At 49.9% G+C, this 23,563-nt stretch carries 21 protein-coding genes; 16 read left to right on the top strand and 5 right to left on the bottom strand.

Features of this window, described 5'->3' with window-relative positions; all coding sequences use genetic code 11:
- The first annotated feature begins 220 nt into the window (after nt 1–220).
- The gene (locus IC617_RS01710) at nt 221–1,147 is read left to right on the top strand and encodes a cation diffusion facilitator family transporter (protein ID WP_191143246.1); all 927 of its coding nucleotides are present in this window, start codon (nt 221–223) and stop codon (nt 1,145–1,147) included.
- A 64-nt stretch (nt 1,148–1,211) separates the two neighbouring features.
- Here IC617_RS01710 and IC617_RS01705 read toward each other — a convergent pair whose 3' ends face one another.
- Nucleotides 1,212–1,982, bottom strand: a complete 771-nt coding sequence (locus IC617_RS01705) for a DUF481 domain-containing protein (protein ID WP_191143245.1) — start codon at nt 1,980–1,982, stop codon at nt 1,212–1,214.
- 212 nt (nt 1,983–2,194) lie between these two features.
- Here IC617_RS01705 and mioC point away from each other — a divergent pair, with 212 nt between their 5' ends.
- The 14 genes from mioC to IC617_RS01635 all read left to right on the top strand — a co-directional run bounded on the left by mioC (nt 2,195) and on the right by IC617_RS01635 (nt 14,389).
- The gene (mioC, locus tag IC617_RS01700) at nt 2,195–2,644 is read left to right on the top strand and encodes an FMN-binding protein MioC (RefSeq protein ID WP_191143244.1); all 450 of its coding nucleotides are present in this window, start codon (nt 2,195–2,197) and stop codon (nt 2,642–2,644) included.
- Between the two features lie 347 nt (nt 2,645–2,991).
- Nucleotides 2,992–4,881 carry a tRNA uridine-5-carboxymethylaminomethyl(34) synthesis enzyme MnmG gene (gene mnmG / locus IC617_RS01695; protein ID WP_191143243.1) on the top strand — a complete coding sequence of 630 codons (1,890 nt, stop codon included), beginning with the start codon at nt 2,992–2,994 and terminating at the stop codon, nt 4,879–4,881.
- A gap of 1 nt (nt 4,882) precedes the next feature.
- Nucleotides 4,883–5,509, top strand: coding sequence for a 16S rRNA (guanine(527)-N(7))-methyltransferase RsmG (rsmG, locus tag IC617_RS01690; protein ID WP_191143242.1), 627 nt, complete (start codon nt 4,883–4,885; stop codon nt 5,507–5,509).
- 18 nt (nt 5,510–5,527) lie between these two features.
- On the top strand, nt 5,528–6,325 hold the full coding sequence (locus IC617_RS01685) for a ParA family protein (protein ID WP_191143241.1): 798 nt from the start codon (nt 5,528–5,530) through the stop codon (nt 6,323–6,325).
- Nucleotides 6,326–6,345: 20 nt separating this feature from the next.
- Nucleotides 6,346–7,242 carry a ParB/RepB/Spo0J family partition protein gene (locus IC617_RS01680; RefSeq protein ID WP_191143240.1) on the top strand — a complete coding sequence of 299 codons (897 nt, stop codon included), beginning with the start codon at nt 6,346–6,348 and terminating at the stop codon, nt 7,240–7,242.
- Between the two features lie 146 nt (nt 7,243–7,388).
- Nucleotides 7,389–7,817, top strand: coding sequence for an ATP synthase subunit I (locus tag IC617_RS01675; RefSeq protein WP_191143239.1), 429 nt, complete (start codon nt 7,389–7,391; stop codon nt 7,815–7,817).
- A 16-nt stretch (nt 7,818–7,833) separates the two neighbouring features.
- Nucleotides 7,834–8,676, top strand: coding sequence for a F0F1 ATP synthase subunit A (atpB, locus tag IC617_RS01670; RefSeq protein ID WP_191143238.1), 843 nt, complete (start codon nt 7,834–7,836; stop codon nt 8,674–8,676).
- A gap of 51 nt (nt 8,677–8,727) precedes the next feature.
- Nucleotides 8,728–8,961: a F0F1 ATP synthase subunit C gene (gene atpE / locus IC617_RS01665; protein WP_087504341.1), complete on the top strand. Its 234-nt coding sequence runs from the start codon at nt 8,728–8,730 to the stop codon at nt 8,959–8,961.
- A gap of 69 nt (nt 8,962–9,030) precedes the next feature.
- A complete protein-coding gene (gene atpF / locus IC617_RS01660; protein ID WP_191143237.1) occupies nt 9,031–9,501 on the top strand; it encodes a F0F1 ATP synthase subunit B in 471 nt (156 codons plus the stop codon).
- 14 nt (nt 9,502–9,515) lie between these two features.
- A complete protein-coding gene (atpH, locus tag IC617_RS01655; RefSeq protein ID WP_191143236.1) occupies nt 9,516–10,049 on the top strand; it encodes a F0F1 ATP synthase subunit delta in 534 nt (177 codons plus the stop codon).
- Between the two features lie 15 nt (nt 10,050–10,064).
- A complete protein-coding gene (gene atpA, locus IC617_RS01650) occupies nt 10,065–11,606 on the top strand; it encodes a F0F1 ATP synthase subunit alpha (RefSeq protein ID WP_191143235.1) in 1,542 nt (513 codons plus the stop codon).
- Nucleotides 11,607–11,648: 42 nt separating this feature from the next.
- Nucleotides 11,649–12,509: a F0F1 ATP synthase subunit gamma gene (atpG, locus tag IC617_RS01645; protein ID WP_087504337.1), complete on the top strand. Its 861-nt coding sequence runs from the start codon at nt 11,649–11,651 to the stop codon at nt 12,507–12,509.
- 33 nt (nt 12,510–12,542) lie between these two features.
- Nucleotides 12,543–13,940, top strand: a complete 1,398-nt coding sequence (gene atpD / locus IC617_RS01640; protein WP_191143234.1) for a F0F1 ATP synthase subunit beta — start codon at nt 12,543–12,545, stop codon at nt 13,938–13,940.
- 26 nt (nt 13,941–13,966) lie between these two features.
- Entirely contained in the window at nt 13,967–14,389 is a 423-nt protein-coding gene (locus tag IC617_RS01635; RefSeq protein WP_191143233.1) for a F0F1 ATP synthase subunit epsilon, read from the top strand.
- Nucleotides 14,390–15,008: 619 nt separating this feature from the next.
- On the opposite strand, the gene IC617_RS01630 is transcribed toward IC617_RS01635, so the two are convergent.
- Nucleotides 15,009–15,410, bottom strand: a complete 402-nt coding sequence (locus IC617_RS01630) for a cell envelope integrity TolA family protein (protein ID WP_191143232.1) — start codon at nt 15,408–15,410, stop codon at nt 15,009–15,011.
- Nucleotides 15,411–15,419: 9 nt separating this feature from the next.
- On the bottom strand, nt 15,420–16,319 hold the full coding sequence (locus tag IC617_RS01625; RefSeq protein ID WP_191143231.1) for an SPFH domain-containing protein: 900 nt from the start codon (nt 16,317–16,319) through the stop codon (nt 15,420–15,422).
- A 231-nt stretch (nt 16,320–16,550) separates the two neighbouring features.
- Here IC617_RS01625 and IC617_RS01620 point away from each other — a divergent pair, with 231 nt between their 5' ends.
- Nucleotides 16,551–20,471, top strand: a complete 3,921-nt coding sequence (locus IC617_RS01620) for an EAL domain-containing protein (RefSeq protein ID WP_191143230.1) — start codon at nt 16,551–16,553, stop codon at nt 20,469–20,471.
- On the opposite strand, the gene IC617_RS01615 is transcribed toward IC617_RS01620, so the two are convergent.
- Entirely contained in the window at nt 20,468–21,013 is a 546-nt protein-coding gene (locus tag IC617_RS01615) for a DUF6702 family protein (protein WP_191143229.1), read from the bottom strand. The genes IC617_RS01620 and IC617_RS01615 overlap by 4 nt on opposite strands.
- Nucleotides 21,013–23,400, bottom strand: a complete 2,388-nt coding sequence (locus IC617_RS01610; RefSeq protein ID WP_369410349.1) for a M1 family metallopeptidase — start codon at nt 23,398–23,400, stop codon at nt 21,013–21,015. The genes IC617_RS01615 and IC617_RS01610 overlap by 1 nt, the downstream gene beginning before the upstream one ends.
- Between the last annotated feature and the right edge of the window lie 163 nt (nt 23,401–23,563).

Raw genomic sequence — 23,563 nt, 5'->3', positions numbered from 1 at the left:
TTTTTTATTATGGATAAGTCAGCCTCAGCTGACAACCGCTAGCTCGACGATCCGCGGCAGCAAATGGCAAATACATGATGTAGCTCATGAAACCTTTACCTTGCCGAGCCGCAATTAAAAGGAACAAAAAAACAACAATAAATAGCTATCATCACAGCAGAGTTTGGTTGTATAACGATTGCCTTAATGACTTGCCAGCGCCTTGTCGGGCGGTGTGAACATGACGGTTAGCAAACTACAAGCTGAAAAACACATTTTGCTGTTTTCTGTTGTCGCAGCGGTGGGCTTCGCCTTCCTTGGTTTTATCTGGGGTTTCTTAATTGACTCGCAAATGCTGATTTTTGACGGCATTTATTCCTTTATTAGCGTGATCCTCTCGGCCATCTCGCTGTACGTGTCGGATCTATTGCGCAAAGAAGATGATGATCAGTTCCAATTTGGCCGCGCACAGATTGAACCACTGGCGATCTTTTTCAAATCACTGGCTATTTTTTCGATCTGTTTATATGCGTTTATTACCGCCATCATCGATATGCTCAATGGCGGCAGCAATACAAACATCGAATCGGCCATCGTCTATTCGGTGGTTGCCACCCTCGCCTGTTTAGCTAGTTGGCTTTATATCAGTTGGCAGACCAAACGAGTCAAAGCATCGGGCTTGTTAATGGTCGAAAAACAGCAGTGGTTGATGGACACCTTACTCAGCTCGGCGGTTTTGGTCGGCTTTGTCATCGGTTATTTACTTAAAAGCACCGAATACAGCTACCTGGTTAAATATGTCGACTCGGCGATGGTGATCCTTGCCACCAGTTATTTCTTCAAAATGCCCATCGAAGCACTGAAAAATAGCTTAAAGGAGTTGATGTTGATGGCGCCCGAGCCGGATGCCAAAGTCAGCATTGAAGTCGAGCGGATCTGTCAGCAGATCCGACAAAAATATGGCTTTGATGAGGTGGTCAGTCGCATTGCCAAAACCGGCAGAGAATTAAGTTTGGAGCTGAGCTTTATTGGCCATGATCCGCAGTTTGCGCTTAATTTAGGCCAGTTGGACGCGATTCGCGATGAGCTCGATGGTCAGCTGTCGGCCAACATTCCGCTAAAACTGTGGCTAACGGTGTCGTTTATGCACAGTAAAAAACACAGCTAATACTAGGTGTAACAGAATATCAGCGAGCGTTGGCGGCCATCAGCTACCAACGCCGCCAACCCACTTAGAAGGCGTAGCTTAACTTAACGCCGTATTCGGTATTGGTGCTATCCGCTTCTTCAAACGGTTCTGAATCATATTCAATCTCAGCATCAAAACTTAGCGCCAAGGTATCCGTGATACTAAATTGAATACCGCCATTACCGGTGGCACGGACGTCGCCGAGATCATCCAGCACTGGCTGCACGTACAAACGGCCATAAAGTTTGAACGGAAAGTCGCCCTTGCGATCCCAAACCCATTTGCCGTAGAAGTTACCGCGCCAGTTGGACTCGGTCTCGCCAGTGCTTTCTGACTCTTCTTCTTCAACAAAGCCGCCAGCACCAAAAGTGGTATTCAATACACCGGCTTCATCTTCGCTCTTAAAGCGCCAGCGCACGCCTGAGCCTGCCAATTTGCGACTCTCTAAGTCATCAAATTTGTCGTACTGATACTGGGCGAACATTTCCAGATCCAAGCTCGGAGCAAAGAAATTGTTCTGGATCCAGCGAGTGTGCAAGAACAGATCGTCTTCATCTTTCTTGTCATTGGTTTCGCCGTAGTTGTAATCGGTCACTAATAGTAATGTGCGCTCACCAGCAACGTGGCGGCCAAGCAGACTGATGTTGTATTCCTGCTGATCTTTACCACCAGACTTACCCTTCAAGCCCAAGCCAACTGAGCCACTGAAACCTTCTTTTGGATCAGCGGAAGTATCAATCGGGGTAATCGCATGAGAAGCGAACGAAACGCCGAGCAATGCACTGGCGATAATAGATTTTTTGGCAAGGGACATCCTCGCTCTCCTTGTGAAAGTCACAGATAAAACGGATCGCTACGATCCAGAAGAATAACCGGCAAGTGGGGAAGTGTTGCCGAGGAGGCTATTAAAGCAACTGATGATGGTCGATTCAAGCAGGCAATTGTACGCGATCACCTGCGTAAACCGAGTAAATAAGCGATAATCAAGCTATGGTATTGCTTTACTTAGACAATTATTAATCTTCCATGACCAACATTCATATTTTAGTCGGCTCCATGCTCGGTGGGACCGAATACGTCGCCGATTGTTTAGCTGATGATCTTAATGCCGCCGGCTACACCAGTCAGGTTCATATCGATTTTGCTGATATCGGTGCGTTAACCGACAACGCCATTTGGCTGGTTTGTTCATCAACTCATGGCGCTGGCGATCTACCGGATAATATTGAGCCGCTGGCAGACTACCTCGCCACTAAGCCTGATCTCCATCATCTTCGTTATGGAGTCATCGGCATTGGCGACACCAGTTACGACACCTTTAATCAAGCATCAATCACCCTCGATCAATTGCTTCAACAGGCCGGAGCCATTCGCCTTGGCCAGCCACTTCATATTGATGTCCAAGCCGATGAACTACCCGAAGAACCGGCTCAACAATGGTTAAAAGGTTGGATTGAACAATACTTAACCGATTAATCCTGTGGATAAACCTATTAATATCCATTGATCCAAACTTGGCTATCCACTGGACAAGATCAAAACCAACTAGAGCTGTGGATAACCAAGTCTTTTGATCACCGGATACACAACAACAGATCCCAATTAGATCACAGTAAAACACTCTTATTATTTATTGATTTTAATAGACAAAAACCACTTACCCACAAAGATCAGCGCCTTTAATAGAAATAAAAATAAGATCATATAAAGATCTTTTTAATGATCTTAAATGATCGGAACTCAGATCCAATTTGATCCTTTGCTTTCTCTTCTGCCACTTCACAGTTAAAATACGCGGCTACGTTTTACTTGAGGAATAATTCATGGATCTCGCCCAACACTTTGATGTGATCGTGATTGGTGGTGGTCATGCTGGCACCGAAGCCGCTCTAGCAGCAGCGCGCACGGGTAGCAAAACCCTACTACTCACCCACAACATTGAAACGCTTGGCCAGATGTCGTGTAACCCAGCGATAGGTGGTATCGGCAAAGGCCATTTAGTCAAAGAGATCGATGCCCTTGGTGGCGCAATGGCTTTGGCAACCGATCGTGCTGGGATCCAATTTCGCATTTTAAATGCCAGTAAAGGCCCTGCAGTTCGTGCCACTCGCGCGCAGGCGGATCGCGCGTTATATCGCGCAGCAATCCGTGAAGTCATTGAAAACCAACCGAACCTTCAAGTATTTCAACAAGCTTGTGATGATCTGATTGTGCAAGGCGATCAGGTCAAAGGCGTCGTCACCCAAATGGGGCTGCGTTTATCTGCAACCACCGTCGTATTGACCACAGGTACTTTCCTCGCAGGCCAGATCCATATTGGTTTGCAAAATTACTCAGGTGGCCGAGCTGGCGATCCACCGGCGATCGCATTAGCTCAGCGACTTCGGGAATTACCGTTACGAATCGATCGGTTGAAAACCGGCACCCCACCTCGCATCGACGCCAGAACCGTTGATTTTTCGGTGATGCAGGCACAACCAGGCGATACCCCAACGCCGGTATTTTCGTTTATGGGATCGCGCGATCTGCATCCTCAGCAGATCCCGTGCTACATCACCCACACCAATAGCGAAACCCACGATATTATTCGTGCCGGATTAGATCGCAGTCCCATGTTCACAGGCGTGATCGAAGGCGTTGGGCCGCGTTACTGCCCATCCATTGAAGACAAAGTCACCCGCTTTGCCGATAAAAATTCGCACCAGATCTTTGTTGAGCCAGAAGGCCTGACGACTCACGAACTGTATCCCAACGGTATTTCAACCAGCTTGCCATTTGATGTTCAGGTCAACTTAGTGCGCTCAATGAAGGGCTTTGAGCAAGCCCACATCACTCGCCCTGGTTATGCCATTGAGTACGATTTCTTTGATCCGCGTGATCTGAAAGCTTCGCTGGAAAGCAAAATCATCAATGGTTTGTTCTTTGCTGGCCAAATCAACGGCACCACAGGCTACGAAGAAGCCGGTGCGCAAGGCTTAATTGCCGGTCTTAATGCCGCACGGCAAGCCGCTGAATTAGAGCCATGGTCGCCAACTCGCGATCAAGCTTACCTTGGTGTGCTGATCGATGATCTGGCGACCTTAGGCACCAAAGAGCCTTATCGTATGTTCACCAGCCGCGCCGAATATCGTTTGTTACTGCGCGAAGACAACGCCGATATTCGCTTAACCGAACAAGGTCGTGAGTTAGGCTTGGTTGATGATGCCCGCTGGCAACGCTTTAGTGACAAAATGGAAGCCGTTGAGCAAGAAAAGCAGCGCTTAAAAGACAATTGGGTTCACCCCAGTCATGCCGCTGCCGAGCAACTCAACCCGTTGCTCAAAACGCCGTTAAGCCGAGAGCACAGCTTAGAAACATTGCTGCGTCGCCCTGAAATGAACTATCAGGATCTGATGTCGATCGACGGCATTGGTCCAGGTCTTGATGACCTTGAGGCGGCGGAGCAGGTTGAAGTGCAAATCAAATACGCCGGTTACATTGAGCGCCAACTCGATGAAATTGCTAAGCAAAAACGCCATGAAGACACCTTGCTGCCGACCGAGCTCGATTTTGCTCAAGTGCCGGGTTTATCAAACGAGGTTGTTGCTAAGCTCAACGACGCCAAGCCGCAAAGTGTCGGTCAGGCATCGCGCATTTCAGGGATCACTCCGGCGGCGATCAGCGTGTTGCTGGTTCACTTGAAGAAAATGGGTTTGCTAAGGAAATCAGCCTGATATGAGTCAACTTGCCGAATTACTTGCCACTGGTCTTGCTCATCAGCAGCTTGAATTATCCGCTGAGCAACAACAACAACTGGTCGCCTACGTTGAGCAGCTCGATAAATGGAACAAGGCTTACAACCTGACATCCGTGCGTAACCCCGCGGACATGATGGTTCGTCACATTCTCGATAGTCTGGCGTTAGTGCCGCATCTGAACCCAACAGGGCGCTACATTGATGTCGGTACTGGGCCTGGCTTGCCGGGGATCCCACTGGCCATTGCCCTGCCCGAAGCGAATTTTGTGTTACTCGATAGTCTCGGCAAGCGCGTGCGCTTTATGACTCAGGTCAAGCACTTGCTGAAACTCGCGAATATTGAGCCAGTTCAAAGTCGAGTGGAAAGCTATGATGGCGAGCTAGCGTTCGATGCAATTCTCAGTCGCGCGTTTGCCTCAATCAATGATATGCTCAGCTGGTGCGGTCATCTGGGAACTCAATTTTTGGCCATGAAAGGTCAATACCCTACTGAAGAACTTGCTGAATTACCTGATAATTTTTCGGTTTCGGTGAGTCATCAGTTGGATGTTTTTCAGCTCCCGGAAGAGCGGCATTTAATCGTCATTGATAAAGCATCCACTTAAGTGAAAGCCGGAGTTCCCGTGGGCAAGGTAATTGCAATTGCCAATCAGAAAGGCGGCGTAGGTAAGACGACTACGGCGGTAAATCTGGCAGCCTCCATGGCTGCAACCAAACGCAAGGTGTTATTGATCGACCTCGATCCGCAAGGTAATGCCACCATGGGCAGCGGCGTCGATAAATACGACGTTGAGCACACCGCTTACGAACTGCTGGTGGATGAAATGCCGCTTGAGCAGGTCGCTGTGAAAAACACCTCTGGTGGCTATGACCTTGTGGCGGCCAATTCGGATGTCACCGCCGCTGAAATTAAGTTGATGGAAGTGTTTGCCCGAGAAGTTCGGCTGCGCAATGCACTGAAACCTTTTCTCGAGCACTACCATTACATCTTTATCGATTGTCCGCCGTCACTCAACTTACTGACCGTTAATGCCATGTCGGCCGCCAACTCCATCTTGGTGCCGATGCAGTGTGAATACTATGCCTTAGAGGGCTTAACCGCGCTGCTTGAGACCATCAATCAACTGGTGTCTGTGGTTAACCCTGATTTGCACATCGAGGGGATCTTGCGGACTATGTTCGATCCGCGCAACCGTTTGGCCAATGATGTGTCGGATCAGCTGCGGGCCCATTTTGGCGATAAAGTGTATCGCACCGTGATCCCTCGCAATGTCCGCCTCGCTGAAGCCCCCAGCTTTGGTGCGCCTGTGATGTATTACGACAAGGGCTCGACTGGCTCGAAAGCTTACTTGTCTCTGGCTGGCGAGATTTTGCGTCGAGCCGAACAACCTTCTGACGATAATAACGAGACCGCCGCTTAGGTGGGGAGACGCTGCAATTCATGTCTGCTAAAAAACGAGGCTTAGGAATGGGGCTGGAAGCGCTGCTTTCCAATAGCCAGGCCGCTCGCGATAAAACCGTTGATCACCAAGAGCCAGATGGCACACCGCCATCACCGGAATCGACCAATGAGTTGAAAAAACTGCCGATTGAGCTGCTGCGGCCGGGTAAATATCAACCTCGTAAAGACATGTCAGCCGAAGCACTGGAAGAGCTCGCGAGTTCTATCCAAGCGCAAGGGATTATTCAGCCCATCGTGGTTCGCCCCGTTAGCGATGGCGATTATGAAATTATTGCCGGTGAGCGCCGGTGGCGTGCCGCGCAGCAATCGGGCCTCGACGTAGTGCCCTGTCTGGTCAAAGAAGTTGAAGACAATGCTGCGGTTGCCATCGCGCTGATTGAGAACATTCAGCGTGAAGATCTCAACGCCATGGAAGAGGCCATTGCCCTCGACCGGTTGATGAACGAATTCGAATTGACCCATCAGCAGGTTGCAGAGGCGGTTGGTAAGTCGCGCACCACGGTGACCAACCTATTGCGCTTAAACAGCCTCTGTGAGCCGGTCAAGACCATGTTGGAGCATGGTGACCTTGATATGGGCCATGCGCGTGCGCTGTTGGCACTGGAAGGCGAAGTTCAGGTCGAAGCAGGCCGTACCGTCACCGCAAAAGCGTTATCGGTGCGAGAAACTGAAAAGTTAGTGAAGAAATTGTTAACGCCAGCGAAGCCAGCCAAGACGAAAACCATCGATCCCAACGTTGAAGCGTTGCAGACGGCACTTGGTGAACGCTTGGGAGCAAATGTCGCTATTTCCTGCAATGACAAAGGCAAAGGTAAATTGGTGATTAATTACAGTAGCCTTGATGAGTTAGATGGCATTTTAAGCCGAATAAACTAAGGTTATGAGCGGTTTATTACAGGTTAAGATTGTTACGTATTTGTTGGTTGGTTGTGGCATTTGTTAATGGTGACTGGAATTGGTTGCTTTTTAACGACAAAAAGTCTTAGAATCCGCCAGCTTTGTCGCGAAAATTGAGATAGGTCATGTTTAGTTTCGTTTTTTTACGAGATGGTCATACAGGTCCGGGGAATTCTCAGCGACCGATACAAGCGGCTGGATTGAATCTGGCGAGAACTTTGGTACGAACCCAACTGGTCGTTGCAGTTGCAATAACTGCACTGGGCCTTGGATTTGGTGTTCAGCAAGCAATTGCCGCAGGATTAGGGGGCGCTGCAGCCTTGATCCCGTATACCTTGTTCGTTTATCTTGCTTTTGCTTTTTCAGGGGCGCGCATGGCGCAAGCCACGGTGCGAGCCTTTTATCTTGGCGAAGCGGTAAAAATTTTTTCCAGTGTGATAATTCTGGTTGTCGCACTGCTACTATTCAGGCCTCAGGCTGAATGGGTCATGCTTGCATATGGTGCAACCATGGTACCGGTTTGGCTCGGGCCGTTGTTTTTAAAAACTAAATAGAAAATCGGGATGATTTATGGCTGCCTCAGGTGAAACTCTGACCTCCGCAGGGTACATCAAGCACCACCTTACAAACCTTCAGGTTTGTGCTGCCGAGAATATGGTTGACGGTCACTGTTCAGGATTCTGGACACTTAACGTTGACTCGCTGTTCTGGGCTGCAATCCTTGGTGTTGCTTTCCTGTTCCTCTTCCGCTCTGTTGCTAAAAAAGCCGATACCGGCGTTCCTGGCAAACTCCAGTGCTTTGTTGAAATGATCGTTGAGTTCGTTGACCAAAACGTCAAAGATACTTTCCACGGTCGTAGTCGCTTGATTGCGCCGTTGGCGCTGACCATTTTTGTCTGGGTTTTCCTGATGAACCTGATGGATTTGGTGCCTGTCGACTGGCTCCCTGAAGCGGCCATGGCTGCTGGCATTCCTTACATGAAAGTGGTGCCTTCAACTGACTTAAACATCACATTTGCCCTGAGTATCAGTGTGTTCTTCCTGATCTTGTTCTACACCATCCGTGTGAAAGGTGTTTCTGGGTTAGTGAAAGAGCTGACGCTTCATCCGTTCAGCTCGCCAAACAAATTCGTTCAGGCGTTATTCATTCCAGTTAACTTACTGCTGGAAAGTGTCACCCTGATTGCGAAGCCTGTATCGCTTGCCTTGCGTTTGTTCGGCAACATGTACGCAGGCGAATTGATCTTCATCTTGATCGCTATTATGTACGGCGCTGGCATTTTGCTAGGCGGCTTGGCGGGTGTGCTTCAGCTTGGCTGGGCTATCTTCCACATTCTGGTGATTACGTTGCAGGCCTTTATCTTCATGATGCTGACCATTGTTTATCTAAGCATGGCCAGTGAAGACCATTAATAGACTTTACTTTTTTACTAACACATAACAACCATTTGATTGGAGACACCAATGGAAACTGTACTGGGTCTTAAATTTATCGCCGTAGCACTTCTGATCGGTTTTGGTGCCTTGGGTACCGGTATCGGCTTCGGTTTGCTGGGTGGCAAATTCCTGGAAAGCTCAGCTCGTCAACCTGAATTAGCCCCGCAACTGCAAGTTAGAATGTTCATTGTTGCTGGTCTGCTTGATGCTGTAACCATGATCGGTGTAGGTATCGGTCTGTACATGCTGTTCGCTCTTTAATATCTGAAAAACATTGTTTTTCTACTTGAATATTAACCAGCGAATCGAACCAACGAAGGAGGAGCGGTCGTGAGTATTAATGCTACCCTTATCGGCCAAACCATCGCCTTTTTTATTTTCGTTTGGTTCTGTATGAAGTTTGTTTGGCCGCCATTATTGGCAGCCATTGAAGAGCGTCAGAAGAAAATTGCTGACGGTCTCGCGGATGCAGAAAAAGCTGAGAAGCGTCTTGAACTGGCCGAAGTGAAAGCTAAGGACCAACTCAAGCAGGCTAAATCAGAAGCCAGCGAAATTGTTGAACAGGCAAACAAGCGCAAGAACCAGATCGTTGATGAAGCGAAGGTTGAAGCCCAAGCTGAGCGGGAGAAAATCCTAGCTCAAGCGCAAGCTGAAATTGAGTCTGAACGCAATCGCGCTCGTGAAGAGCTGCGTGCCCAAGTTTCTGCCCTGGCGATTGCCGGTGCTGAGAAAATCTTGGAGCGTTCCATCGATCCTGCCGCGCATAGCGACATCTTGGACAAATTGGCGTCTGAGCTATAACGGAGGGTTGACGAATGTCTGAACTGACAACTGTCGCCCGTCCATATGCGAAAGCAGCATTTGATTTTGCTGTTGAGCAAAAGGCGTTAGACAACTGGTCCACCATGCTGTCCTTTGCGGCGGAAGTCGCCAAGAATGAAACAGTTGCCACTTTGCTGGCAAGCGGCGAATCGCCTGAGCGTATCGCCAATCTGTTCATTCAGGTGTGCGGTGACGAAATTGATGAACACGGTCAGAACTTGATTAAAGTAATGGCTGAGAATGGTCGTCTGGCTGCGTTGCCAGAAGTTCAGGGTATCTACGCTGAACTGGTGACCGAGCATCAAAAGCAAGCTGATGTTTACGTGACATCGGCCACCGAGCTGACTGATGCTCAGCAAAAGCAAGTCACCGAAGCTATGACCAAACGCCTCGCGCGTGAAGTTCGTCTCCACTGCACTGTCGACACTGAGTTAGTTGGCGGCATGATCATCAAGGTCGACGACCTGGTCATCGACAACACAGTGCGTGGCAAACTGGAGCGCCTGGCAGAAGCGCTGCAATCCTAATCGGGGAATTAGAGCATGCAACTGAATTCCACAGAAATCAGTGAACTGATCAAACAACGTATTGAGAAGTTCGATGTAGTAAGTGAAGCGCGAAACGAAGGTACGATCGTTTCGGTTTCCGACGGTATTATCCGTATTCATGGTCTTGCTGATGTCATGCAAGGCGAAATGATTGAATTGCCTGGCAACCGCTACGCAATTGCACTGAACCTTGAGCGTGACTCGGTTGGTGCGGTTGTAATGGGTCCATATGCTGACCTAGCGGAAGGCGTAAAAGTTAAATCCACTGGCCGTATTCTGGAAGTTCCAGTGGGCCGTGGCCTGTTAGGTCGTGTTGTTAACACCTTGGGTGAGCCAATTGATGGTAAAGGCCCAATTGACAACGACGGCTTCTCTCCTGTTGAAGTGATTGCACCGGGCGTAATTGACCGTCAATCCGTATCTCAGCCGGTAGAGACTGGTATTAAAGCAATTGACTCGATGATCCCAATCGGTCGTGGTCAGCGTGAGCTGATCATTGGTGACCGCCAAACGGGTAAAACGGCGATTGCAATTGATGCCATCATCAACCAGAAAAACTCTGGCATCTTCAGCATCTACGTCGCAATTGGTCAGAAAGCATCGACCATCGCTAACGTGGTTCGTAAGCTTGAAGAGCACGGCGCTCTGGAAAACACCATTGTTGTGGTTGCATCTGCTTCTGAAGCAGCAGCGCTGCAATACTTGGCCCCATATTCTGGTTGTGCCATGGGTGAATACTTCCGTGACCGCGGTGAAGACTCGCTGATCATCTATGATGACTTGTCGAAGCAGGCTGTTGCCTATCGTCAAATCTCATTGTTGCTTAAGCGTCCACCAGGCCGTGAAGCATTCCCAGGTGACGTATTCTACCTCCACTCGCGTCTGCTAGAGCGTGCTGCTCGTGTTAACGCTGAGTACGTTGAGAAGTTCACCAACGGTGAAGTGAAAGGCAAGACCGGTTCATTGACTGCGTTGCCAATCATTGAAACCCAAGCGGGTGACGTTTCAGCATTCGTACCAACCAACGTAATTTCGATTACCGACGGTCAGATCTTCTTGGAATCTGACATGTTCAACGCTGGCCTTCGTCCTGCGGTGAACCCAGGTATTTCGGTATCTCGGGTAGGTGGTGCTGCTCAGACTAAGATCATCAAGAAGCTCGGTGGTGGTATTCGTACCGCACTGGCCCAGTACCGTGAAGTACAGGCGTTTGCTCAGTTTGCATCGGATCTGGATGAAGCGACTCGTCGTCAGTTGGAGCACGGTCAGCGTGTTACCGAGCTGATGAAGCAGGCGCAATACGCGCCGCTGTCTACTGCTGAAATGGCGGTTACTCTGTATGCTGCAGAGAACAACTACCTCGACAATGTTGAGCTGGCCAAAATCAACGATTTTGAAGCCGCTCTGCACTCTTATGTCAGCAGTGAGTACGCTGAGTTGATGAACACCATCAACGAATCGGGCAACTACAACGACGACATCGCGGCTTCTTTGAAAGAAGCACTCGATAAGTTCGTCGCAACACAAACCTATTAAGAGGTAGGCCGCGAGGCCTGCCTTCAATGTTTGGAGTAGAAGATGTCCGGCGCAAAAGAGATTAAAACGAAGATCGCGAGTGTTAAAAACACTCAGAAGATCACCAGCGCGATGGAAATGGTCGCAGCCAGTAAAATGCGCAAAGCGCAGGAACAAATGGCTGCATCTAGACCATATGCCAAGAATATGCGCAAAGTGATTGGTCATATTGCGCTTGGTAGTTTGGAGTATCGTCATTCCTATTTGGAAGAACGAGAAGCCAAGCGTGTCGGCTACATTATTATTTCTACAGACCGCGGCCTGTGTGGCGGCTTGAACATCAACCTGTTCAAATCTGTGATTACAGATATGAAACAGTGGCAAGACAAAGATGTTGAAGTCGATCTGGCCCTTGTCGGTGCCAAGGCAACCGCATTCTTTGCTCACTTAGGTGGCAATGTTGTTGCGCAAGCATCCGGTCTGGGTGACAGCCCATCGGTACAGGACCTGATTGGTACTGTGAAGGTGATGCTGGAAAAATATGATAATGGTGAAATTGACCGCCTCTACGTGGTGAGCAACAAGTTTGTCAACACCATGAAGCAGGATCCGACCATTGATCAGTTGCTGCCTCTACCTAAGTCAGATGACGACGATTTGAAGCATCGTTGGGATTACATCTACGAGCCAGATGCCAAAGAGCTGCTTGACCAGCTTTTGATTCGTTACACCGAATCGCAGGTATATCAGGGCGTGGTAGAAAACCTAGCATGTGAACAAGCTGCACGTATGGTTGCGATGAAAGCCGCAACTGACAACGCAGGCAACCTGATTGACGATTTAACTCTGGTATACAACAAGGCCCGTCAGGCCGGTATTACCCAAGAGTTGACTGAAATCGTCTCCGGTGCGGCTGCTGTGTAGGTAGGGAATCAAACGAGATTCAGAGGAAATACAATGAGTAACGGTAAAATCGTCCAGATTATCGGCGCGGTAGTGGACGTAGAGTTCCCACAAGAAGCCGTACCACAGGTCTACGATGCGTTGACTGTAGACGACAAAGGTCTGGTACTGGAAGTTCAGCAGCAGCTCGGTGGTGGTGTCGTTCGTACCATTGCCATGGGTGCTTCTGACGGCCTTCGCCGCGGCGAACCAGTAAGTAACACAGGTAAAGGTATTCAGGTTCCTGTTGGTGCTGCGACACTTGGTCGTATCATGAACGTCTTGGGTGAGCCTGTTGACGAATGTGGCCCAATCGGTGAAGAAGAGCGTTACGTAATTCACCGTGAAGCGCCAAGCTATGAAGATCAATCAAGCTCAACTGAGCTGCTCGAAACCGGCATTAAGGTTATTGACCTAGTATGTCCGTTCGCCAAGGGTGGTAAAGTTGGTCTGTTCGGTGGTGCCGGTGTAGGTAAAACCGTAAACATGATGGAGCTGATTAACAACATCGCCCTGCAACACTCGGGTTTGTCAGTGTTTGCTGGTGTAGGTGAGCGTACTCGTGAGGGTAACGACTTCTACCACGAAATGCAGGAAGCTGGCGTTGTTAACGTTGAGAACTTCACCGAATCTAAAGTAGCCATGGTATATGGTCAGATGAACGAGCCACCGGGTAACCGTTTGCGCGTTGCTTTGACCGGTCTGACAATGGCTGAGAAATTCCGTGATGAAGGCCGTGACGTACTGCTGTTCATCGATAACATCTATCGTTACACCCTGGCTGGTACTGAGGTATCTGCACTGTTGGGTCGTATGCCATCGGCGGTAGGTTACCAGCCGACTCTGGCTGAAGAGATGGGTGTTCTTCAGGAGCGTATTACTTCGACTAAGACTGGTTCGATTACGTCGATTCAGGCGGTATACGTACCTGCGGATGACTTGACTGACCCGTCACCAGCAACCACTTTCGCCCACTTGGATGCGACCGTGGTACTGAGCCGTGACATTGCTGCTTTGGGTATTTACCCTGCGATTGACCCACTGGATTCAACTTCTCGTCAGTTGGACCCACTGGTTATCGGTCAAGAGCACTACGAAGTCGCGCGTGAAGTTCAGTCTCAGCTGCAACGTTATAAAGAGCTGAAAGACATCATTGCGATCTTGGGTATGGACGAATTGTCTGAAGAAGACAAACTCATCGTCGCCCGTGCTCGTAAAGTTCAGCGTTTCTTGTCTCAGCCATTCTTCGTAGCGGAAGTATTCACCGGTTCTCCTGGTAAGTACGTGAGCTTGAAAGATACTATCCATGGCTTTAAAGGCATCTTGGCCGGTGAATATGACCACTTGCCAGAGCAGGCCTTCTACATGGTTGGTAGCATTGACGAAGCGGTTGAGAAAGCGCAAAACGTTTAAGCATCAACGACCATTAGGAGCAAGCTATGGCAATGACGGTACACCTTGATGTGGTAAGCGCTGAAAGCGAAATTTTCAGTGGCCGCGTTGAGAGCCTGCAAGTTGCTGGTAGTGAAGGTGAACTCGGTATTAACGCCGGTCACGCACCACTGCTGACTCAACTCAAGCCTGGCATGGTTCGCATTGTCAAGCAGCACGGCCATGAGGAAGTTTTCTACCTCTCCGGCGGTGTGCTTGAGGTTCAACCTGGTAACGTCACCGTGTTGGCTGACGTTGCGATTCGAGCCACTGACATTGATGCGGCCGAAGCGGCCGAAGCAAAACGTCGCGCAGAGCAGCAAATCGCTGAGCACAGTGCAGACTTCGATTACGCAAAAGCAGCGCAAGAGCTTTCTAAGGCAATTGCCCAGCTACGTGTTATCGAATACACCAAGCAACGTTTTGGTTAATACCAGTTCAGGTACGAAAAAGCTCCTTCGGGAGCTTTTTTTTTGCCTGAATTTGCTGGTCGGAGTTAAATCGGCAGCAAGTTACAACGAAGTAGTGACGCTCAAGTCCATCCATGGAGCGCTCTGCAACAAGCATCCCTGCTTGTTGAAGCACGACTTCGTTGCAACTCGCTGCCTCTTGGAAGATCCGTGGGCTGTTTGGCTGCACTTCAGCGCGGAAGGTCTTCGTTCAAACTAAGTACTCCACCAATCTAGGTATGGAGCTAGCGCCGGACTGAAGTAAGGGGAGCGATAGTTTCTGCAGCAAGCTTCTGCCGCAGGGATGCGGCAGTAGAGCCATCAGGGAAGATTTTACGGCGTCTTGCTAAAGGAACTATTGGTTCCCTTGCGTTACCGACTCCTGACTTTCTTTGTTTCGGCATGTAATCGGCAGTAAGTTTCTGAGAAGCATTGCCGATTGGTGAAGTACTCAGTTCAAACTTAGACACGTCTTGAATACTTCCCTGTAGACTCTGCCGCAGCTTCCATGCTGCGGAAGGTCTTCGTTCAAACTGAGTACTCCACCAATCTAGATATAGAGCAAGCTTTTCGACTACTAGTGGTACTTGGCTGTTCTGCCCTACTCTGCTTCTGATTGCTGCTTTTGCTGCTCCCTCAGCGCTTCTAATTTGGCGCTACGTTGCTCTGGGGTCAGCTGCTCGGGAGATAAGTCATTAATTGGTTGAGTGGGCTTGTTCAGTTGTTGCTGGGTCGCTTGTTGCTCAGCCGAGTAGTCTGGCTCAAGCGTGACCTTTGGTGAGTTGCTGCTAAAGGTGAACAGCGCCATCACCATGACCAAACCAACTGCTAAACGCCACAACACGCCGAAATACAAAGTAGGCAAGCTGACGTGGCGGTTCGGCCAATGCCAGTAACAATAAGCGCCAATCCAGCCGATCATCGCCAGCACAGTTATCACCGCCACCAGCGTCGCGAAACTACCAAATATGCCGACTAACCAATTACTTGTTTGCCACGTCATTGCTGCCACCTATTTGCTTTTTGCTGTTTTCGATACCTGATCAGCAAAAACAGCTTGCTGCAATCCTACGGTGCCTAACGCTTCTACCGGCACAAATACTTTGTTGTCGCTGTCGGCCATCTTGTCGAGTACTTCGAGTGAACGGTAAGCTAGATACTTGTCGGTCACCGATTTCGCCAGAATGGCATTTACCTCTTTGGTCGCCTCAGCCTTTTCGCGGTCAATCGCACGCATCATTTTGGCCTGCTCAAGCTCCCGCTCCAGCTGAATCTTCTGAATCTCAAATTGAGCTTGTTCTCGGGCGATTTGCTCACGACGCTCAGCCGCTGCCTCTTTTGCCTTAGTGATCACCGCAGGGAACTGGACATCGGCCAAGCCAAAGCGTTTCACCTTCATTGGTGTGCCTTCAAGTGCCTGCGTCACCGAATCAAATAACTCCTGACTAATCCGCTCACGGCTTGAGGCGACTTCGTTGATGGTGTATTTCGCCATCACCTGACGCACCACATCGCGGATCACCGGTTGCGCGTAGGTAATGTAAATCATGTTCGAGGCAATCACCCCTTGTTGAGGTGGTATACGGTCAAATACGTTATCAATTTTGCTGTCATCGACCGAGATGGTCATCCGCACATCGAATGCCATGTTGAGCTGATCTTTGGGCATAAACAGAGCAAATTTCTCGGTTTTGCCGCTATCAGATGCCTCTAGCAGGACCAGCCGATCGCAATAAGCGAAGCATGAATCGAGACGAAATTTGGAGGGCGTTACCGTGTCGGGTTTATAACCGTTCTTGGTCAGAATTTTGCCGACATAGGCCGGCGGCACTTCAACTTTTTCACCGAATAGTGAGCAGCCAGAAAGCGTTGCCAATAGCAACGCTGTTACCGTCATCCGTAACAGTTGCATGAATAATTTCCTTATCAATAAAACAAAAAAAGCGCGTGTAGGTTAACAGCTGAACTAAGCTTGCGATATGACCTACCTCCAGTTATCGCTGTTGCTCTCTGTGCCGCCTTGTTCAACCTGTTATATTTCTTAGCGGGATTAGCGTAGCACGTTATTTCAACTACCCGTGGGGCCTTTTCGTTGCACAACCCGTTCATCCGTACATTGCGAAATGTTTTAGCTTTTTGGCTATTGCTGCTGACGGCAAGTACTAGTCAGGCCAGAATCAATGTTCATCAGATTTACCTCGAACATGAAGGTAAGGCTGACTACAACTACGCGGTGGTCAAAGACCAGCAGGGCTTTCTGTGGATTGCCACGGACAATGGCCTCAAGCGCTACGACGGCTACAACTACACCAATTACGTCAATGATCCACAAGACCCCAATAGCCTTGGCGCCAATGCCATTCCAACCTTATTAATGGAGCCGGACGGCACGCTCTGGGTCGGAGGCAACAAGCTCAGCCGCTATAACGCCAAGTTGGACAATTTTGATGTCTTTCCGATTTCCGATGGCGCCACCATTTGGGCCATGTATCGCGATCAGAAAAACATTCTCTGGGTTGGTGGAGAAGGCTTTGGTCTGCGTGGTTTTGACCTTGCCACTGAACAGCTGACCTACCAATACTTTATCGATCCGAATGAGCGATTCATCAACGCCATCGTGCCCCAGCGCAACAGCCATTCCATTTGGGTTGCCTCCAGCAATGGCTTGTATTTATTTGATACTCAGGACCACAGCGCGCGCAAATACGTCATTCCAGCCGATTTAGATGCCGGTATCGATACCATTCGGGCGGTTGTCGAAGACCGAAACGGCTTGGTTTGGGTGGGGACCCAAGATGGCATTGTGGTACTCGATCCGACGACCGAGAAAGTGCGACGCTACAGCGCCAAACAAGACCAACCTGGGGCGCTCAAAAGCAACACCATCTGGAGTATCTTTGAGGATTCGCGTGGCCAGATTTGGATTGGCACCGACAAACAAGGCGTGCATCGTTATCTGCCCGAAACCGACAACTTTCTCCATGTGCCGGCCAACCCCAATGACGAGTTTTCGTTCCCACCCGGTGCGGTCTCTGATATTTACGAAGATGAAACTGGCTCAATCTGGTTTAGTGTCTCGGACTTTGGCATTTATCGCATCAGTGAGCACTTAGAAAAATTTATTGCACTGCGCCACAACTCAAGCTCAATCGACTCCCTTGGTTTTGACAATGTGCTCGACTTGCACGAAGACCAGCACGGCAATATCTGGATTGCCACTGACGGCGGCGGTCTTGATCGCTATTCGCCGGACACCGGCAAATTCAAGCATTACCGCTTTAGTGACAAAGACGACACCAGCCTGAGCAGCGACTCGGTCATTGCCATTGGCGAAGACCAACAGGGTTATTTGTGGTTTGGTACATGGGCTGGTGGCCTGAACCGCTTTGATCCCAATACCGAAACCTTTAGCCATATCAAGCGCCAAGCTGGTCATGACGAAGGTGAAGGGTTAGAAAACAACAATATCTTTCGTATCGAGTTCATGCCCAATGGCCACATGATGCTGAGTTTATGGCGCAAAGGCTTGCAGATTTATGACCCAGTGAACCACCGTTTTCGCTCCTTCTTCCCCGGTGGCATTGGCAAAGAATCTGGCATTAACAACTACTCTATTAACGACTTTGAGGCCACTGGCGATGGCCGTTATTGGGTTGGTGGCCACAGCGGTCTTGAGCTTTTTGACCCCGACAAAGGCACTTTCGAACGCATTGAACTGCCCTATTTTGAAGGGATTTTTGATCTGCACCTCGATGATAATGGCCAACTATGGGTTGCCAGCTCTGCCGGTCTGATCCGCTATTTACCGCAACAACAGCAGCATCAGGTCTACACCGACGCCGATGGGCTGGCTGATAACTTTGTCACGTCCATCGAGCAAGATCAGCTGGGTTACCTTTGGCTGGGGACCCGCAATGGCCTCAACCGCTTTAATCCAAGCAAAGAAACCTTTACCACTTATGACGTCAGAGATGGCTTAGCGGGCTCGCAACTCAATCGTTTTAGCCATTTGCAAACCCGCGATGGGCTAATGTATTTCGGCGGCTCGGATGGCTTGACCCTGTTTGACCCCAAACAGCTGCCAACCAATACCACCCAGCCGCGCATCGCCTTGACTCGTATCGAGTTGGCCCAGCAAGTTGCTACCCCTCGTAATTCAGAATATTTAGCGGCGGATATCAATCAGCTCGAGCATTTAGTCTTGCCGTATCACCAGCGCGACGTTGCTTTTGAATTTGCCGCGTTGAATTTTATATCGCCGCAAAAGAACTTATACCGTTACCGACTGATCGGTCTGGAAGACAACTGGAACAATGTTGATAGCAGCCGTAGGTTTGTCCGCTACACCAACCTGAGTCCGGGCAAGTATGTGTTTGAGGTGTATGGCAGCAATAATGACGACTTATGGAGCCAGCAGCCGAAACGCTTGCAGCTGACTATCTTGCCGGCCTGGTGGCAAACGCTGTGGGCTCGATTACTGCAACTGGTTGCTGTTGCGCTGACGATTTACGCCATCGTTTATTGGAAAGTGCGGCAAAACAACCAGCGTCAGCAAGAGCTGCAACAACTGGTGCGTAATAAAACGGTTGAACTGGCTGGCGCCAACGAGTCGGTCCGGCAGCTCAACGCCGAACTGGAACAGCGGGTGATCCAGCGTACTCAGGAGCTATCGGTAGAAGTTGAAGAACGGCGCTCTGCCGAAGCCAAATTGTTCCATATGGCGTTTCATGATCCACTGACCGGATTGCCCAACCGGCCTTGGCTGTTGCAACAGTTAGAGCATGCCATCGACCATGCTCAGCGCAGCCATTATGCCTTTGGTTTACTGTTCCTTGATGGTGACCGCTTTAAAAAGGTCAATGACACCCATGGTCATCTGCTCGGCGACAGCCTGTTGCTGGACGCCGCTATCCGGCTCCAATCGCTGTTGCCTGAGCACTGTACGGCGGTGCGTTTAGGTGGCGATGAATTTACCGTTTTGGTGCGTGCGGTCGAGTCCGAGCAGCAATTAATCGACATTGCCGAGCTGATTGTGCGCAAATTTGAAGAGCCCTTTGCCATTGACCAATTGCAGGTGTTCTTCCGCGTCAGTGTCGGCATGGTTCACTGCAAACGCCAATATGCCAAGCCAGAAGAAGTGCTGCGTGATGCCGATATCGCCATGTACAAAGCCAAGGACAAGGGCCGCGGCACCTATCAGGTATTCGATAGTCACATGCGTGAACACGAAGTGGCGATGGCTGCACTGGAAGTGGATTTGTATCAGGCACTTGATAAAGGCCAGTTCAAAGCCGCTTACCAGCCGATTGTGTGCCTCAAAACCGAACGCTTGGTCAGCTTTGAATTGCTGATGCGCTGGCAGCATCCCGAATTAGGCATGGTGCCGCCGGATAAATTCATTCCGCTGGCAGAAGAAACCGGGCAAATTTACGACATGGGCTTGTGGGTGTTTGAGCAGGCGTGTCAGCAGTTGCAGCGGTGGCGTGAGTTGGTTGACGAAGACCGGCTACCGACCATTGCGGTCAATCTATCGGCGGTGCAATTGAACCAACCCAACTTAATCGAAAAGCTGGATGTCATCCTCCAGCGCACCGGCACCAATGGCCGTCACCTCAAGCTTGAGATCACCGAAACCGCGCTGATGGAAAACACGCAGGCGGTCAATGACATCCTTGGCTCATTGCGCGAGCGCCACATTGAACTGGCGATTGATGATTTTGGCACCGGTTATTCGTCTTTGTCTTACCTTGATCAACTGCCGGTGCAGGTGCTGAAAATCGACCGAAGTTTTATCAATTCCCTGATTAATCGCGGGGAAGAACAAGAAGGTACTCAGGAAATTGTCAAAGCAACGATTTCACTGGCCCATAGCCTGAAAGTCAAAGTGGTGGCAGAGGGCATCGAAAACGAAGATCAGTGGCGAACTTTGCACAGTTACCACTGTGATTTCGGTCAGGGCTACCTGTTTGCTAAGCCCATGTGGCATGAACAAGCGACTGCCTATTTACTCGATAACCTCGACAAACATCAGTCGCCAGTGCAGCACATTCGGCCGCTTAGTTAGTGATGGTGTTCTGTTGGCGCTGAATCGTGCTGAATGGGTTGGCGCAATTTGGCTTCTGAAAACACCAATGCCGATTGATGATCGGCCAACACCACATCAACAGTATTGATTTGGTGATCGAACTGGCCCATCAATAAACCGTTGTGAATGTCGCTTGCTATCAGCTTGGCAACATCACCTTGGTATTCCTGATAGACCCAGACGTAGTGGTCATCAATTTCCATTCCCACCCAACTCAGCTCAAGTGGCTGCTCATGATGATCAAGCACGGCAAAGTAGCGCTGCCAATATTGCGCAGTCCATTGCTGGTGCTCGGCTGAGTCAGACAGTTCAACCCGCTGATTTTTCGCTTTGCCTAGCACTGCGGCCAAATCGTTGGCAAATACTCGGTGAATGATCTCCACCGAGCCCGTTTGCTCATTCAACGTCATGGTGGTGCGAATGGCGTGATAGGTATGAGCCATGGCCGTGCCACAGCTCATCAACCACAGCACCAACAGCGATCCAATCCACGCCTTTAATATCGTTGTTGGCCGCTGCATTATTCGCCTTCTTTGCTGTCTTTGTCGTCTGTTTTGAGCTCAGCCTGAGCGTCTTTCATCAGGTTTTTGCGCGGCTTCGACTTATACAGCTCTAAACGAGACGGAATGATTTGGCGCGGATAATGGTTGTTGCTCAAGTCAACATCCGCGGTTTGCCAATGGGGATCCAGTGTCACGCTCGCCAGCTTCTTATCACGCCACAGCAACTTCGAGGTTTTCTTCGGGTTGTGACGCCAAATCTCAGCCGGAATATGGACAATCTCCGAGCTACCGTCCTGATAGTCGAGCTGAATGATCAGCGGCATCACCAAACCGCCAATATTGGAGAAGTCGATGACGTAAGCAAAACCATGGTCGTTGCGCAGATCTTGCTCCCAGTCCTCAAACTTCTTTTTGGCTTTGGCGTAGTTGTTTTTGTCGGTGTTGGTGACCGTGAACTCGTCATTTTCATTGTAGAAATCTTTCAGTTCAGGGAATTGCTCAACCCGACGAGCCATACCCTCATTGCGGATCACCGTGATCGATTCCGGCTCCGCTTGTTTCTGGGCGCGCTTGAACGGTTGCTCCACTTCTGGGATCAGGGTGTCTGGCGACATCACTCGCACGCTGTCGATGCTGATATCAACATGATCGGTGCTGTAGAACCAGCCGCGCCAGAACCAATCTAAATCGACCGCTGAGGCATCTTCGATGGTGCGGAAGAAGTCAGCAGGCATTGGCCGCTTGAACTTCCAGCGCTTGCCGTATTCGCGGAACGCATGGTCAAACAGCTCGCGGCCAACAATGGTTTCACGCAGAATATTCAGCGCGGTGGCTGGTTTACCATAGGCATTGTTACCGAACTGCAGAATGCTCTCGGAATTGGTCATGATTGGCACCTGATTTGGCGATGCCATGTAATCAACAATATTGCGTGGCTCACCGCGGCGGCTTGGATAGTTTTCTTCCCAAGCTTGTTCCGCTAAGAACTGCAGGTAAGTGTTTAAGCCTTCGTCCATCCAAGTCCATTGACGTTCATCGGAGTTCACGATCATTGGGAAGTAAATGTGCCCAATTTCGTGAATGATCACCGAAATTAATCCGTATTTGGTGCGGCGAGAATAAGTCCGCTTGCTGCGGTCGTCTTCGTCAATTTCGGGGCGTGGGCCGTTGAAGGTGATCATCGGGTATTCCATACCACCGACCGGACCATTGACCGAGATCGCCACTGGATATGGGTAGTCAAAGGAATACTTGTTGTATTGCTCAATGGTGTGAACAATCGACTGGGTTGAATAGGTTGGCCACAGCGGCAGACCTTCTTCTGGGTAGTAAGACATCGCCAGTACGTCTTGCTCGCCGCTTTTCACTGTCATTGCATCCCACAGGAACTTCCGTGATGAAGCCCAAGCAAAGTCGCGAACATTTTCCGCTTTGAACACCCAGGTTTTACGCGCTTTGCTGCGCGATTTTTCATTCGCTAGCGCTTCTTGTTCAGTGACAATCATCACCGGTGTTTTGGCGCCTTTGGCATCAGCCAAACGTTGTTGCTGAACCTTGCTCAGCACTTGCTCTGGATTTTCCAGAGTGCCGGTGGACGCAACAATGTGATCGGCCGGTGCATCGATCTCAACGGTGTAGTCGCCAAACTCCAAGGCAAATTCACCGCGCCCCAAGAATTGTTTGTTCTGCCAGCCATTAACATCATCGTAAACCGCCATCCGTGGGAACCACTGAGCAATCTCGTAGAGGTAGTTGTCGTCACGTTCAAAGTATTCGTAGCCACCGCGACCGCCGTGCTTCTTGGCTTCAACAATATTATGGGACCAGCTGATTTGCACTTGCGTCTGAGCGCCCGGCGCCAGTGCGGTGGGCAAATCAATCCGCATCATGGTTTTGTTGATAATGTGCGGTAGCGGTGTGCCACTGCCATCGGCCACCTGAGTGATTTTGTACCCGCCATCAAAAGCTTGTCTCGCGACGCGGCCACGGAAATCTTTCAACGACAGCTTATCGCCCACTTCAGTGCGTGGTTTCACTTCATAGCGAGTCACACCCGGCATGCTCAGGTTGTAATCTGAGTCTGGTTTGAAGCGGTTTTGGTCGAGCTGAACCCACAGGTAGCTGAGGGTATCGGGGCTGTTGTTGGTATAGGTGATCCGCTCATGGGCTTCGAGACGCTGGTTATCGTCATCGAGCTTCACCTTAATGTGATAATCGGCCTGTTGCTGCCAGTATTCATGACCTGGCGCGCCTGAACCGGTACGGTAACTGTTAGGCGTTGGGAGAATTTCTTCGAGCTGACGGAATTTGTCTTCCGGCTGGTTTTTCGGCCATTCTTTGGCCTCAACAGAGTGAGCAAGCAGCAACACAAGTGAGCTGGCAAGCACTGCGCATAATTTATTCACGAACGGATTTCCTGACAATTTGTAGGTAGTAATTCGGCGATTTTCAGAATCGCGCTCTCATTTTGTATACAATTTAACGTTCTGCATCTTACAGTCTTGCTACATTGATGTCAGCTTGCAGTACGTACGCTTGCCGTCAATGGCCCAACCTGCTATCAACGGA

The organism is Neiella litorisoli (genome assembly GCF_014773395.1).
In the GTDB taxonomy this organism is placed as follows: Bacteria; Pseudomonadota; Gammaproteobacteria; order Enterobacterales; family Neiellaceae; genus Neiella; species Neiella litorisoli.
The sequence above is the reverse complement of the archived record's forward strand: the minus strand, read 5'-3'. Positions and strand labels throughout refer to the sequence as shown.